Annotated in this window: 9 protein-coding genes; 6 read left to right on the top strand and 3 right to left on the bottom strand. The window is 43.6% G+C overall.

The features are described from left to right. The first annotated feature begins 1 nt into the window (after position 1). The 6 genes from SNE26_RS28090 to SNE26_RS28065 all read left to right on the top strand — a co-directional run bounded on the left by SNE26_RS28090 (position 2) and on the right by SNE26_RS28065 (position 9,435). The gene (locus SNE26_RS28090) at positions 2-913 is read left to right on the top strand and encodes a carbohydrate kinase (RefSeq protein WP_321557136.1); all 912 of its coding nucleotides are present in this window, start codon (positions 2-4) and stop codon (positions 911-913) included. Between the two features lie 28 nt (positions 914-941). Then, complete coding sequence (locus tag SNE26_RS28085; protein WP_321557135.1) at positions 942-4,082, top strand: SusC/RagA family TonB-linked outer membrane protein; 3,141 nt, start codon at positions 942-944, stop codon at positions 4,080-4,082. Positions 4,083-4,100: 18 nt separating this feature from the next. Then, complete coding sequence (locus SNE26_RS28080; RefSeq protein WP_321557134.1) at positions 4,101-5,807, top strand: RagB/SusD family nutrient uptake outer membrane protein; 1,707 nt, start codon at positions 4,101-4,103, stop codon at positions 5,805-5,807. A gap of 110 nt (positions 5,808-5,917) precedes the next feature. After that, the gene (locus tag SNE26_RS28075; protein WP_321557133.1) at positions 5,918-7,447 is read left to right on the top strand and encodes a glycoside hydrolase family 32 protein; all 1,530 of its coding nucleotides are present in this window, start codon (positions 5,918-5,920) and stop codon (positions 7,445-7,447) included. Between the two features lie 493 nt (positions 7,448-7,940). Next, entirely contained in the window at positions 7,941-8,765 is an 825-nt protein-coding gene (locus SNE26_RS28070) for a family 16 glycosylhydrolase (protein ID WP_321557132.1), read from the top strand. A gap of 265 nt (positions 8,766-9,030) precedes the next feature. Beyond that, positions 9,031-9,435, top strand: coding sequence for a response regulator (locus SNE26_RS28065; RefSeq protein ID WP_321557131.1), 405 nt, complete (start codon positions 9,031-9,033; stop codon positions 9,433-9,435). A 431-nt stretch (positions 9,436-9,866) separates the two neighbouring features. On the opposite strand, the gene SNE26_RS28060 is transcribed toward SNE26_RS28065, so the two are convergent. Genes SNE26_RS28060 through SNE26_RS28050 form a run of 3 tightly spaced genes read right to left on the bottom strand, consistent with a single transcriptional unit; the run spans position 9,867 to position 14,177 of the window. Then, on the bottom strand, positions 9,867-10,340 hold the full coding sequence (locus tag SNE26_RS28060; protein ID WP_321557130.1) for a macro domain-containing protein: 474 nt from the start codon (positions 10,338-10,340) through the stop codon (positions 9,867-9,869). Further along, positions 10,340-10,582 (bottom strand): hypothetical protein, encoded by a 243-nt coding sequence (locus tag SNE26_RS28055; RefSeq protein ID WP_321557129.1) that lies wholly within the window; start codon positions 10,580-10,582, stop codon positions 10,340-10,342. Before SNE26_RS28055 ends, SNE26_RS28060 begins: the two co-directional genes overlap by 1 nt. Before the next feature lie 7 nt (positions 10,583-10,589). Further along, complete coding sequence (locus SNE26_RS28050; protein ID WP_321557128.1) at positions 10,590-14,177, bottom strand: DUF6443 domain-containing protein; 3,588 nt, start codon at positions 14,175-14,177, stop codon at positions 10,590-10,592. Between the last annotated feature and the right edge of the window lie 30 nt (positions 14,178-14,207).

The raw sequence follows: 14,207 nt of genomic DNA, 5'->3' as shown, positions 1-14,207 counted from the left end.
TATGATGAACCTACACACAAATACCATCACCCCGGCCATTTGTTATGGCGAAATACTCTGGGATGTTTTGCCGGACGGCCCGCAACCCGGCGGCGCTTTGCTGAACGTTTCTTATCATCTTAATAAACTGGGCATGCCTGCCAGCCTGGTAAGTAAAATAGGTAATGATGCCGATGGCCAAAAGCTTGAAAACCTGCTGGACAACTGGGGCATAAAAAAACACCTGTTGCAAACAGATCCTGAACATCCCACCAGCCAGGTGATAGCCAAAATGAATAACGGCAACGAGGTATCCTACGAGATTATTTTTCCGGTTGCCTGGGACTTTATAGATGACAGCGAGCATATTAAAACGCAGATCAGGCCATCAACCTATTTCGTTTTCGGAAGCCTGGCATCCAGGAACAGCGTATCGCGCAACACTTTGTTTGAGCTGCTGGAAAATGATGCTATCAAAGTATTCGACATCAATTTAAGACCGCCATTTATAAGCCGCGATCTGCTGGCCGACCTGCTGCACAAAGCCAACATCGTAAAATTTAACCAGGCCGAACTTGAAATGGTACAGGGCCTTTTCAGGGGCTCGTTTTGGAAAGAATCGGAACAGATCAAATTTATCCAGGATCATTTCAACATCCCCGAGATCATAGTTACCAAAGGCGAGTTTGGTGCCTCCTATTATAAAGAAGATAAAGCCTGGCACATTGCCGGGCGCGAGGTGAAAGTAAGGGATACCATAGGCAGCGGCGATTCATTTTTAGCGGCATTTATCGCCAATCATTATCGTGGTGCATCACCAGAAACCTTATTAAAAAATGCAATAGCGATGGGCGGCTTCATTGCAACAAAGAAAGGAGGTTGTCCGGATTATAAAATCAAAGAGTATCAAGACTTTATAAACAAGATGTTTTAACCAACCAATTACACTTAAATCAAAATCAATGAGAAAATTATTACTTATTTGTTCCTTTCTTATACTGCTCATAAGTGAAGGATATGCGCAATCCCGGACCATTACCGGGACCGTGTCAGACAACTCCTTAAAACCTATAGACGGGGTTACTATCGTGGTTGTTGAAACCCAAAAATCAACACTATCAGATGCAAACGGAAAATTCAGCATCGCTGTAAAAAATGGTCAATCGGTACGGTTTTCTTATGTAGGTGCCAAACCAATACTGGTAACTATCACTGCCGATACCAAAACACTTGACGTAGTATTTAAAGACGCAGAAAACAAGCTTAATGAAGTAGTTGTAACCGGTTACACTTCTGAAAGAAAGAAAGATTTGACAGGCGCAGTTGCGGTTGTTGATTTAGCACCGGTAAAAAATAACAGTTCGGGAAATACCATGCAGGCCTTACAGGGCCGTGTTGCCGGTTTATATATTGAAAAAGATGGCTCGGCAAATGGCGCAACCAGCAGGATCCTGATCAGGGGGGCCAATACTTTAGGCAACAATAACCCGCTGTATATTATTGATGGGATCCCTACTACCAGGCCGGAAGTATTTCAAAATCTGTCGCCCTCAAATATTGCATCCGTTCAGGTGTTAAAGGATGCGTCGTCCGAATCAATTTATGGTTCACGCGCGTCTAACGGCGTTGTCATCGTTACTACAAAAAACGGCGGCAACACCGAGGGTAAAGTGCAGTTTCAGTTTAACAACAGTACTTCAATCCAGTCTGAAAAATCGTTAAGGTTTAAAATGCTGAACTCGGTTGACAGAGGCAGGGCCTTGTGGCAAGCTTCTGTTAACGACGGACAGGACCCTGCCGCGGGTTATGGAGAGATCTATAATTTTGATTGGAATAATAATTTCGGCAACCCGGTTTTAAACAGCGTTACTGCTAAACCATTTGTAGGTGGTGACCCCAACACTCCCGCGGGGGATACCGACTGGCAAAGCGTGTTGTACAAAACCGCCTTTGTTTACAATAATGATTTCACTGCTTCGGTAGGTAATAAAAACTCTTCCATCCAGATAAATTTTGGAAACATCAAAAACACCGGCCTTGTACGTTTTACCAAATACGGGCGTACCACCGGTAGCATTAATGCCATAACCAAGGCCTTTGACAGCAAAGTTACCTTTGGCGTTAATATAAAGATCACCAACTCAAACGAAACCCTCACAACTAATGATCTGGGCGGTGCATCAACCCCATTCCTGGCGGTTACCCTGGCGCCCACTATCCCCGTTTATCAAAAAGATGGTGTAACCTACGCCGGCGAATCAGGAGCCGGTTACTCTGACAGGAACAATCCTTTGCATATGCAGGACCTTGCGAAATGGAATAACGCCAACAGGTTAAATACCTTTGGCAACGTATTTTTAGAGGTACAGCCCATTAAAAATTTATTCTTCAGGTCAAACTATGGTGCCGATAATGCAGACTACCTAAGCAAGGTAATTACGCCAACCTTTTCGGAAGGCGCGTTAAACCGCACTACCAACAGCCTGTTCTTTGATCAGAATCATTATTTAAGCACTACGCTTTCAAATACCTTAAGGTATAACTATGATTTAAACGCCAACAACCACTTTAAAATATTAGTGGGTACAGAATACATTAAAACCTTTACTGATTTTCAAACCACCCTGAAACAAGGATATGCAATCCAAACGGAAGACTACTTTACCTTAGATGCGGGCACAGGAAATACCATTGTTACAGGCAGATCAACAGGGAATAGCTTATTCTCACAATTCGGTCGTTTGGATTACAATTATGCAGGCAAATATTTAGTATCCGCTACCGTTCGCCGCGATGGTTCATCAAGGTTCGGCGCCAATAACCAATATGGTATTTTCCCTTCAGCTTCAGTTGGCTGGAAAATAGACCAGGAAAACTTCCTGAAAAACAACAGCATATTCTCTGAACTGAAATTAAGGGCCGGCGTAGGCCGGGTAGGTAACCAGGAAATCGGCGATCTGTCGCGCTACGCGCTTTACAACACCCGATATGGCACTACCCAAAATCAACTTACTCCCGGCTTTTGGGAACAATATATGAACGTTGGTACCGCATATTCATTATCCGGCGCCAATACAGGAGCGCTGCCATCGGGCTTTGTTCAAACCCAGGCAGAAAACCCTGCCCTTAAATGGGAAACCACCGACGAATTAAATACCGGTTTGGACTTTGCCATCTTAAATGGTAAGATCTCCGGTTCATTTGACTATTTTACCAGGAAAACCACCGGCATCCTGATCACTCCGCCGGTTGCATCGGCATTAGGCGAAGGACAATCTAAAACCGTTAACGGTGCATCAAAAACCAATAGGGGCTGGGAGTTTTTAGTAACCTATCACGGCCAACGGTCGGGAGATTTTAATTACAATGTAACTTTAAACTTCTCCCATTTCAGGGATAAGATCACCGATTTACCGGAGAATGTAAGACCAGCCTATCCGGGCAATATAGATAATACCATAATAGGGCATTCGCAGTTTGATATATTTGGTTATAAAACCAATGGCCTTTTTCAATCGCAGGCCGAAGTTGATGCAGCCCCAACACAAATTGGCGCGGGGCCGGGCAGGATCCGTTATGTTGATATCAATCATGACGGAAAAATTGATGCTAACGATCAAACCTGGATAGGCACTACACTGCCAACTTTAGAGTACGGTGCAAGAATTGACCTTACCTACAAAAAATTCGACCTGTCAATATTCGGATCGGGAGTTGCAGGCAGAAAAGGTTTTGATGTATATACCCTGTATAACAATTTGATGCACAGCCGCGAAAATGTTGGCCCGGGTGTATTTGACGGCTGGACACCACAGCATACCAACACCAACGTACCGGCATTAACACTGAAAGACAATAACAACGAAGGCCGTACTTCTGATTATTTTATCGTAAACACCTCCTATTTTAAATTAAGGAACCTTCAACTTGGATATACCATTTTACCTAAAGCTGTATTTACCAGGCTAAGGGTGTTTGCCATGGCCGAAAACATTTTTACTGTAAAAAGCAGCAAGTACCTGAGCCCTGATCCGGAGCGGATTGACCTCAACCCAATCCCAATTCCACGGATCTTCAGTTTTGGCGTCAATGCATCATTTTAACGAAAAAAATCATTCAATATGAAATCGAAAATATTAGTAACAACTATTTTATCGGGGCTAATAATTTTTAGTTCCTGTAAAAAAGCATTAGATTATACACCAAAGGGTGTACTGTCTTCTTCAGATTTAAAATCACCAACCGCTGTTGAAGGTTTGGTAACCGCGGCTTATGCAGCTATCGGGAATGGCGATATGATAGGGCCAATATACAGTGACTGGGCTTATGGCAGCGTTCGCTCAGATGATGCTTATAAAGGCGGCGGCGGCACAGGAGATGTTGGCGAAGTTGATGCTTTGGAACATTACAACCTGGTTACACCATCTATGGATTCCTTTGTTTCGCGCACCTGGAAAAATTTGTTCAAATCTATTTCAAGGGCAAATGTGGCAATCAGGGCGGTTAATTCACTTTCGGACGCCGAATTTCCAAACAAAAAGATCCGCCTGGCCGAATTGAAGTTTTTACGTGCGCATAGCTACTTCACCATGAAATTGCTCTACAAAAACATACCCATTTTTGATGAAACCGCAACTGAGGCCGACATCCTGAAGGTTTCAAATACTTTATCAAATGATGAATCATGGAATAAAATTGCCGCCGATTTTCAATACGCGGTTGATAATTTGCCAACTACGCAACCCGACCTGGCCAGGGCCAATAAATTAAACGCTCAGGCTTATTTAGCTAAATTAAAATTGTACCAGGCCTATGAGCAGGATGATAAACACCATGTGATCAATATCAATAAAACAAGGTTACAGGAAGTTGTTACGCTTACACAAGCGGTTATCGCTTCGGGTAAATATTCGTTAAGTGCAGATATTGCTGACAATTTTTTACCTGAAACAGAGAACGGGCCGGAATCTGTATTCGCCATACAATTTACTATTAATGACGGCACAACCGCCGGGCGTTTAAATTTTGAAGACGGGCTAAACTATCCGCATGGGGCGCCTCAATACGGCTGCTGCGGGTTTCATGCTGCAAGTCAGAATTTAGTAAATGCCTATACAACTGATGCAAATGGTTTGCCTAACTTTGATACATTCAATAACAGCATAGCCGATCTGTCAAAAGTTACTGTCGACACCAGGTTAGACCATACCGTTGGTATTGACGGGCATCCGTATAAATATGATAATACAAAACCATTCAGTAACAGCTGGGTACGTGACCCGGGAGTTTACGGCAACTTTCATACCATGCGTAACCAGCAATTGGCCACAAGCGCATCTTATTTTAAGCTTGGGCCGTTTATGGGCTCGGCAAAAAATTATGATATCATCAGGTATGATGACGTTTTATTAATGCAGGCCGAAGCTTATATTGAATTAGGGCAACAGGCAAATGCACTGCCATTAATTAACCAAATCAGAAACAGGGCGGCAGCCAGTACAGGGCGGCTTAAAAAGCTGGATGGGACTTTCCCTTCATCCTACAACATAAAACCTTATAGCCTGGCAAACTGGACCCAGGACTATGCACGTAAAGCATTACAATGGGAAAGACGGTTAGAATTTGCCACCGAAGGGGCGCGTTTCTTTGATTTAGTTAGATGGGGAATTGCAGAAAAAACTTTAAACGACTACATTACCGTTGAAAAGGTTAGAAGGCCATTTTTATCTACGGCTAAATTTACTGCCGGAAGAGATGAATACCTTCCAATTCCGCAATCGGAGATTACTTTCACCAACGGTTTATATAAACAAAACCCTGGCTATTAAACTATAATTAAACAACGGGAACCTGGCCTGACAATTCAGGCCGGGATTCCCTTTTTTATACCATAGTTTTGCATACCCTGCTCAATATATAACCATTAAAAGCTTAAATTATGAAAACAAAATGCAGCACATTCATATTGCCCCTCCTTATTGCTTTAAATTGTATTTGTAAAGCCCAGGATTCACCCCAAAAATCTTATACGGAACAATACCGCCCGCAGGTACATTTTTCACCGGCCGGGCATTGGATGAATGACCCTAACGGTATGGTTTATTATAACCATACTTATCATCTGTTTTTTCAGTATTATCCTAAAGATATAGTATGGGGACCGATGCACTGGGGACATGCGGAAAGTAAGGACCTGATCCACTGGAAGCACTTACCTATCGCCTTATATCCGGATAGCCTTGGTTATATTTTTTCGGGCAGCGCTGTTGTTGATTCCAATAATACAACCGGTTTTGGTAAAAATGGTAAAATACCCCTGGTTGCCATATTTACCCATCATGACCCTAAAGGTGAAAAAGAAGGTACCGATAAATTTCAAAACCAAAGCCTTGCTTTTAGCCTGGACGGCGGAGCTACATGGACTAAATATAGCGGCAACCCGGTTTTGAAAAACCCCGGTGTCCGGGATTTCCGCGACCCCAAAGTGATGTGGTATGCGCCTGAGAAAAAATGGGTAATGACCCTTGCAACACAAGATCATATATCCTTTTACTCGGCCCCCGACCTGAAAAACTGGAAAAAGGAAAGTGAATTCGGCATCAAAGCAGGTGCACACGGAGGCGTATGGGAATGTCCTGACCTGTTCCCGCTAAAACTGGGTGGAAAAACTTATTGGGTGCTGATTGTAAACCTTAACCCCGGAGGGCCTAACGGCGGTTCGGCCACACAATATTTTGTGGGGGATTTTGACGGTAACAAGTTTAGGCCCCTTGATTCAAATACCCGGTGGCTTGATTACGGCCCTGATGAATATGCCGGTATTACCTGGAGCAATACAGGCAGCCGTAAAATATTTTTAGGGTGGATGAGCAACTGGCAATACGCCAACCAGGTACCAACAAAGGCCTGGCGTAATGCTGCTACAATTCCACGTGAGCTTAGTCTGAAACAAAGCAAAGGCCAAATTTTACTGGCATCTAAACCGGTGGCCGAACTAAAAAATATTGAGGAAAAAACAATTGTGTTAAAGCAACCTGTGGTTAACAGGTCCCTTGATCTTACTTCAAAAATTAAAAACCTCAAAAGCCGGTATGTTTTAAAATTGAGCTTTGCTACCTTAAAAGATTATAGCATCAGGCTGTCAAACACCAAAGGCGAAGAACTGCTCATGGGTTATGATCCTGCCAAAGATGAATACTATATAGATCGGACCAAAGCCGGAAAAATGGATTTCCAAAAGAATTTTTCGGGCCGTTTTACCGCAGCCCGGCTAAGCACTGCTAAAAATTCCGACCTCACTTTAGTGGTCGACAAATCATCTGCAGAGTTATTTGCTGACGGAGGCTTAACCACTATGACTGCAATCTATTTCCCAACCGAAGATTTCAACAACCTTGCCTTTAAAACAACCGGAAAATTAACTATCGATAATATTAGCATTTCCGGATTAAAATCTATCTGGAAATAAGCGGCAGCAGTGAGCTAAAGAAAAGAAGATTTGAAATGGAATTGCACTCCTCATAAAAGAATGTGCAATTCCAACAAATTTATGCTTGTGATAAGGTTTAGGTAAAATATTATATTCCGAACTCAATTCGGTGTAATACGCTGTTTTGTCCATTACAAAAATACTAATATTTTTAGTAATTCAAAATTAAAAAATTTAAAAAGAATAGCAATTCGACATTAAATTAAGCTGGTTTTAGTTCCTGAAAAAAATAGTAAGCCCCAAAGGTTGTTTTCACTCCGAAAACAACCTTTTTTATTTCCGGGCCGTTCTCTCCGTTGCTTTACCTGGGTGTAACTATATATATAATATTATATATATAAATAACCCCCATAAATTCCAGTTTTGTCCCCCATCGATAGAATTTTAAGTAGGTTAATTTGCATTACCAATTAACCAGTACTCTCATTAAGTATCGGGAGAAGCACACCTATTAACCTAAAAAATCTTTATTATGAAAAATTTAACTTTTGTTTTAATTGCATTTATTGTAATTACATCGTTTTTTGCATGTAGAAAAGATAATGCAGCCACCGCCAACTCTGCCGCAAACACTTCGGCCGATCACCTTGCAACGAACGTGGTATCGTGGGTAAATGTTATTCCGGCTACTTCCTTTAGTTCTTACAGCACTTATTGGAATGATCTGTATCCCTGGGGATCTGATCATAACGGCTCTGCCCGCATGCGCTCTCAAAATATTTCAGTCTCAGGAGGTGTGCTCACCCTCACCAGTGCCCCCAGCGGCAGCGTAGGCAACAGCAATAAAGATCCATACTTACCAATCCATTATTATTCAGGGACAATTTATGCCAAGACCGTGCCCGTAGTAACCGACTCCTGGCCTAAATGGCATTTCAAAGGGGAGTTTCAATGTGAATCACAAACCGGGACATGGCCGGCCTTTTGGGTAACAGGCGCCGATTCATGGCCACCAGAAAGCGACTTTATGGAATTTAAAGGGAGTGCTACCTGCTGGACAAATACCTATAAAAATGCAAGCGGAGGCTGGTCAAGTGTGGGTACAACTATTTCCAGCCCCGGAAACTGGCATACTTACTCAGTTTATATGACCAAGACCAATGCAACTGATGTGTCAATCGAGTATTGGATAGATGGTGTTTTAAAAAGCACGCAAACAGGCGCTAACTTTGTTGGGAAAAATCTGAATATCATTATTGATTACCAAATGGAAGGCTCATCAGGATCACCCGGCCCCACCGGAACCACCTATATGCGCGCGAGGAACGTAATTGTTGAAAAAAGCGCTACATTATAACTTCAACCAAATCATAGGCTTGCTTCTCCGGTACCGGTGATATTCCTGGTTCATTAAAACTAAAAAGGGTATGTATACGCAAAAGCGAAATACGTACCCTTTTAGCTATTACTTTCAAAAATAAAACCACGCATAGTTTATAAATAAATTAATTAATACTATAATAACTTTTCCTAACTGCAGGTTGAGCGCAGTAATACCATCCATTTTTTTTTAAATCGGATAATATACCTTAACTTATGCAACAATATCATAATTACCAATTATGTTCCGATTACTCTTTATTGATGACAGTAAACTTGACCATATTATATTGGATAAGCTTATTGCAGGAATTGAAGATTTTGCCCCTGTATCACATAGCTACGATGGTGAAGAGGCATTAAAATCATTTACAGATAATCCGGCCGATTGTCCTGACGTTATTTTTCTGGACATTAGGATGCCCAGGTTTGACGGCTGGGATTTCCTTGAAGGTTTTAAGGACCTGCACCCGGCATTACCGGTTAAACCGCTGCTCTATGTATTTTCGTCATCAATCGATCCGACAGACCGTGAGCGGGCACTCAGCTATAGCTATGTCACCGGCTTCTTCAGCAAACCGGTTTCACGGCCGGTGCTGGAACTGGTATTAGCAGCATGTGTTGAACGTTCAAGGTTGCCGAAATAGAGTTTACCCATGAGTGTTCCAATTTAAAAGTGTGAACATCTCAATTTTTTCAAAACACATAGTTACTGACAATCAACAACTTGCGTTTGTCATAAAATACATCAAATCTCAACCTGAACAAATGAATCTTGATAACCAAGCAGTTACAAAATTGCATTTTCAAAAGTTGAACACCTGTTTTTTGAAAGTGGAACACTGACAAGGTGTTGTCACTAATCCCTGCTCGTGGAAGTTTGCGCCAGCGTAACTTCGATCCAAAATGCCTGGAAGTGTTATGTTCTTGTGTCCGAATTAACAACCCCAGCTTTGCTAATATAAATTATAGCCACTAAAAAAGCACTGATTAATTTTAGCTTAGTTAAGCTGAAAGCTTAATTTGTTTTAGGTCGAAGTTACGCTGTCGCTAAACTTCGACCAGGTGAGGGCTTGAATTAAAGACTATTGAGCAGGGGTTGATTCTTGAAATTTAATACTATGTGAAGCGAAATTTGGGGATGTTTTTTGGCTTCTTCTTCTATGAGATTCTTTACGTCGCCCCAATCTAATCCTCCTAAGCCTGCCCCAATTTTAGGCAACGCTATTTCTGTTATACTATTTTTTTCTGCTATATCAAGCATGCCTCTAAGAGCATGTTTGACAGCGTGGATTTCCGCCTTGGTCCGCCAAGACCGCTGAGTGGCGAGATTAAAAACAATCCCATTTTCATATTTATAGTCAAAAACGTCTCCCAAGTTAAATTTATTCTCGCTGCATAGCGCCTTATACTTAATAAACATTTCAGGAAACCGTTCTTTAAATTGGACTGCAATGCCCTTTCCCATGGCACCCGCACAATTGCAGCCATGTGCGAAGTTTTGAACTCCGGCAATATTAAAGATATCTCCAAACTCGATGTATTCAACCATTACCTATTGCTCCAAACCTCCTCAAATTCTTGTTCACTGATGAAATCATTTTCTTGCAAATCAAGATCCTGTAATGTCTGGTCATACAATATTGAATCGCCTTTTACAGGGTATTCTTCCGACAGAAATACTTTGCCGTTAGAATTAACTTCAATTTGCCTTACAGCTGTATTGTCTTGAAAATGTAGATAGAATAGAGTTTTCTCTTCTTCCCAAAATTTTTTAACAAATGTCTCTTTCATAATAACGCTATTTAGGAACCACTTTAAATACTGAAACGCCGCCTCTAATAATTCGTCCGCCCAAAGGTAAACTTTCTACACCTGGTACTACATAGTTGTATGGTGCATTTTTTATGACGTTCAATCCTTTAATATCTATTTCTATAAAATGTGTTAGTTTGCGGGCGTTCCACGGGACACCAAACAACCTCCTCGAAGCTTGTCCGGCAGTAAAATCTGCTGGTGCTAAGTCTGTTAAATATTGACCAGCCCCGTAACGAGCATTTTTGGCGCCTATTGATGGTAATAATTCTTGCGATTCCATTATAGCATTATAACCAGCTTCAGTTGTATAATGAAATAAACTCGCCCCATCTTCTGAAGTTTTAGCTGCGATCTTGGTAAGCGAGTAAAGAGAAATCGCTGCTTTAATTTCTGTTACTCCGGAAACTGCGCCATATACATCAAGAACGGGGCTGGTTACGGACAAAGCCGTCGAACGCTGCCCGAGATCCTGCATATCTACCCGCTGCGGCGGGGGCCATGACTGCACCACACTAGGATCCTGGGCCAAGTTTGGAACAAATCTTGAATAAATAGAATAGGTCTTAACTTTTGGTTGCAACTTTGACACTTTTGACGCAACGCGGGTCGCATCAGATTTAGCGGCGGGAGGAGTTTCATGCTTCCTTTTCTTTCTCGTTTTTTTCAACTGATCGAAGAAAGTCCTTGCAGCATCACCATACAAGGTAAAACTTGCTGTTTCTACTGGAACGGCGCTATTGGGAGCAACGTCCGCAACAATCATCCCATCGGGGTCGATATTTCTAATCGGATTATCCTCACCGTAATTGTAGGGACTAAATCGTCTGCTAACCTCAGACATCGGATCAATGCTTGTCCACCGCGCAATGCCAGGATCATAATATCTTGCGCCATAATCGTAATCCCCTGTCTCCTGCTTCTCCTTGCCGTTGTACTTGTAATTATTCAATGGCGATGCAGCATACGAATTGCCAGGATTCATGTCCATCCCAAATGCGTAATAATCCTGGACCTGGCTGATCGACCCGTCCTGCCTGATCGCAGCACGCGTATTGCCCAAATGATCTTGCAAGTAATACTCATATAAGTAAGTGGTGCCGCTTGGCGTTGCACGGCCGTCTTCTGTCCTAACAAATTCTATAGCACCATTGTTGTATTCTATCCCGTCTATATATTCTCTCGTAACGCCCCCGGCTATCTTTTGCAGTTTGGTGCCGTTAGCATCGTACACATAGCTGATATTACCCGGTGTGCGGGTTACGGTCGCGGGCAAGTTCAATCGATTATAGGCAATTGCAGTGACCTGATTCCTGGTATCTTTAGTCACATTACCGTTCCCATCATAGGTATAGGTCCCAGCCTGTGCTGCCGTACCCGCATCCGTCACACCCCATAGTTTGTTGCCGGCGCCGCCGGTGGTGTAATCATAGGTAAAGGCATTTAGGTACGTACCGGCTGTTGTTGTATTGGTACGCCACAAATGGTTAATGTTCCCCATCGGGTCATAATCCAGTCGTTCATTGAATTTACCGACCGACCCTGTTGTCGTATAATTTGCATTCAATAACCTGTTTAATTGGTCATAGTAATAGGAATAACTTTGCAGTTGCTGGGTTAGACCAAGCCCTGTCGGCACAGTTGTTTGCCATGTCATGCTTGCAATGTTACCATTATATTGAGGAGAGGTACCGCTATTATAGGTAAGCTGTTCGCCAAATATCTGTGTCGCAGTAAGCGAATTAGGGTTGTTGATGGTCGAAAGCCAGCCGCGCTCGTTGTACGCATAGTTAATGTCCTGCTTGAACGTTGCCCCATTGTCAGGACTATGCAGATGTTTCGTTTTTACCTGCCCAAGCTCATTGTAGTCAGTCTGACTGATGAGCGTCCCGCCAGGCTGCGGTAGCGACTCATCCCAGATCACTTTCCAAATCTGCCGTTGCCGCCCCATGTGGTCATAGTAATATTGGGTCCCGACGCCTACTTTCGGGTTGCTTATACCGGCGAGGATATGAGCGAATGTGCTGTGATTGATTTGATTGTCAAAGTTGTAGGTGGTGGTGGTTATGTCCATGTTCCCCGTGTTATACCCTGCCGAGCCTCCCTTATAGTGCTGTTTGACGATTATAGTTTCCCTGCCGAAGTTATCATAGCCATGTACGGTCCATAGCATTTGTCCTATGGTGCCGTCGGCGTTCAATACCGCCACTTTGGAGCCTGTTGAGAGCCCTGTTACCCCTGTGGTCGACGAATTGGTGAATGCTGTATAAGGGTTGCCGTTGAACGCGTAGTCGTCATAGTAGTTTACGGTAAGCACGGTGGTTAATGTAGGGTAGCTGGTGATGTTGTATCCGGTGGCAACATTGGCATTATTCCGTACGTCCCACTGCGCACCTGCCTCTATACTGCTTTGTAACGCCGACCGCGCTCTCACAGAGCCCGCATCCCACAAGCCTGTAACGATTACTCTTCCTTGTGCGTCGTATTTGGTCACCGACCACTGGTTGGTGAGCCGCTGGACGCTGTCCTGGCTCAAGACGGCCTGATTTAATTTGTTGTATATGATGACCTCCCAGCCCGCTCCGGGAAGCTTCTTCTGACCAAGGCGCCCCCGTTCGTCATAGCGGTACTGGTAGCACCATGCATCAAGCGTTGTTTTGTTTGGGACGCCGTTATCCGGCAATGCAGAAGGAGGCAATACAAAAGCCAGCTTGCCCATGTCATCGTACACATAGTAGGTCGATAGGACTTGCAGGGTGCCGCTAACAAAATTAAAGATGCGCTTCAGCACAATATGGCCTTCCAAATCTTTATATTCTTCAACCGATCCGCCTCGCGTTCCCTTGTTGTTCTCATCCTTGATCACCGTCACGTACAGCTGCCCTGCTGCATAATTCCCGCTGCTTGTTAGTGTCCTGCTGTGATTCGCGTTAACAGTTGCAAGGTAGCATACGACGGCCCGGCCGTTGTTTGTGTCCGTTACTGCCGTTAGATTGTTGGACGTGTACGATATTTTTACAGTATGACCTGATGCCCCCGGCTGCCAGGGAGATCCCGGAGCGCCCTGCTCGGTAGTACGGTTCAACGGAGAGGCTTCGAAAGAGGTTACTGAGTATGGCGCGGGATTAACTACAATGCCATTGGCCTGCTGAGTACCGCTTGTGCCGCTGCCTGTCGGATTGTAAAAGGAGGATAGCTCGGTAAGCGCGGAAGGCCGATAACTTCCGTCGGTGGTTGATGCCGGATAGGATTTATATTTTATTGCCTCGCGTCCGAAGGAATCGTAGGCAATGGGCACCACAATATCCTTCTTTGCCGGACTGCCTTGCATTTGCACTGACTGGATCGGCCTTCCCAGCCCGTCGAGGTACTGGACGTTTGACTCGACCGAATCTTTGTTCGGCGTGAGTAAGTCAAGCTTGGCGTTGGTCGGTATCCCCCGCCTTGGCGTGCGCGTATAGATATAATTTTGAGTAGCGGTTTGGGCCTGCATGTGGTAAGCCGATAGCAGGAAAAAGAATATCAATAGCAGCCTGTACGTTGGCTGAATAGTATGTTTGCTTAGTGATGACATCTTGCTTCGAATAAGGTGTGTAGGCTATTG

It is taken from the genome of Mucilaginibacter sp. cycad4, from assembly GCF_034263275.1.
In the GTDB taxonomy this organism is placed as follows: domain Bacteria; phylum Bacteroidota; class Bacteroidia; order Sphingobacteriales; family Sphingobacteriaceae; genus Mucilaginibacter.
This window is presented reverse-complemented; position numbering and strand designations above follow the sequence as displayed.

What these genes read in the sequence shown, in the direction of transcription:
- SNE26_RS28090 (WP_321557136.1), top strand. Translation starts at nt 2, where the DNA reads ATGATGAACCTACACACAAATACCATCACCCCGGCCATTTGTTATGGC.
- SNE26_RS28085 (WP_321557135.1), top strand. Translation starts at nt 942, where the DNA reads ATGAGAAAATTATTACTTATTTGTTCCTTTCTTATACTGCTCATAAGT.
- SNE26_RS28080 (WP_321557134.1), top strand. Translation starts at nt 4,101, where the DNA reads ATGAAATCGAAAATATTAGTAACAACTATTTTATCGGGGCTAATAATT.
- SNE26_RS28075 (WP_321557133.1), top strand. Translation starts at nt 5,918, where the DNA reads ATGAAAACAAAATGCAGCACATTCATATTGCCCCTCCTTATTGCTTTA.
- SNE26_RS28070 (WP_321557132.1), top strand. Translation starts at nt 7,941, where the DNA reads ATGAAAAATTTAACTTTTGTTTTAATTGCATTTATTGTAATTACATCG.
- SNE26_RS28065 (WP_321557131.1), top strand. Translation starts at nt 9,031, where the DNA reads ATGTTCCGATTACTCTTTATTGATGACAGTAAACTTGACCATATTATA.
- SNE26_RS28060 (WP_321557130.1), bottom strand. Translation starts at nt 10,340, where the DNA reads ATGGTTGAATACATCGAGTTTGGAGATATCTTTAATATTGCCGGAGTT.
- SNE26_RS28055 (WP_321557129.1), bottom strand. Translation starts at nt 10,582, where the DNA reads ATGAAAGAGACATTTGTTAAAAAATTTTGGGAAGAAGAGAAAACTCTA.
- SNE26_RS28050 (WP_321557128.1), bottom strand. Translation starts at nt 14,177, where the DNA reads ATGTCATCACTAAGCAAACATACTATTCAGCCAACGTACAGGCTGCTA.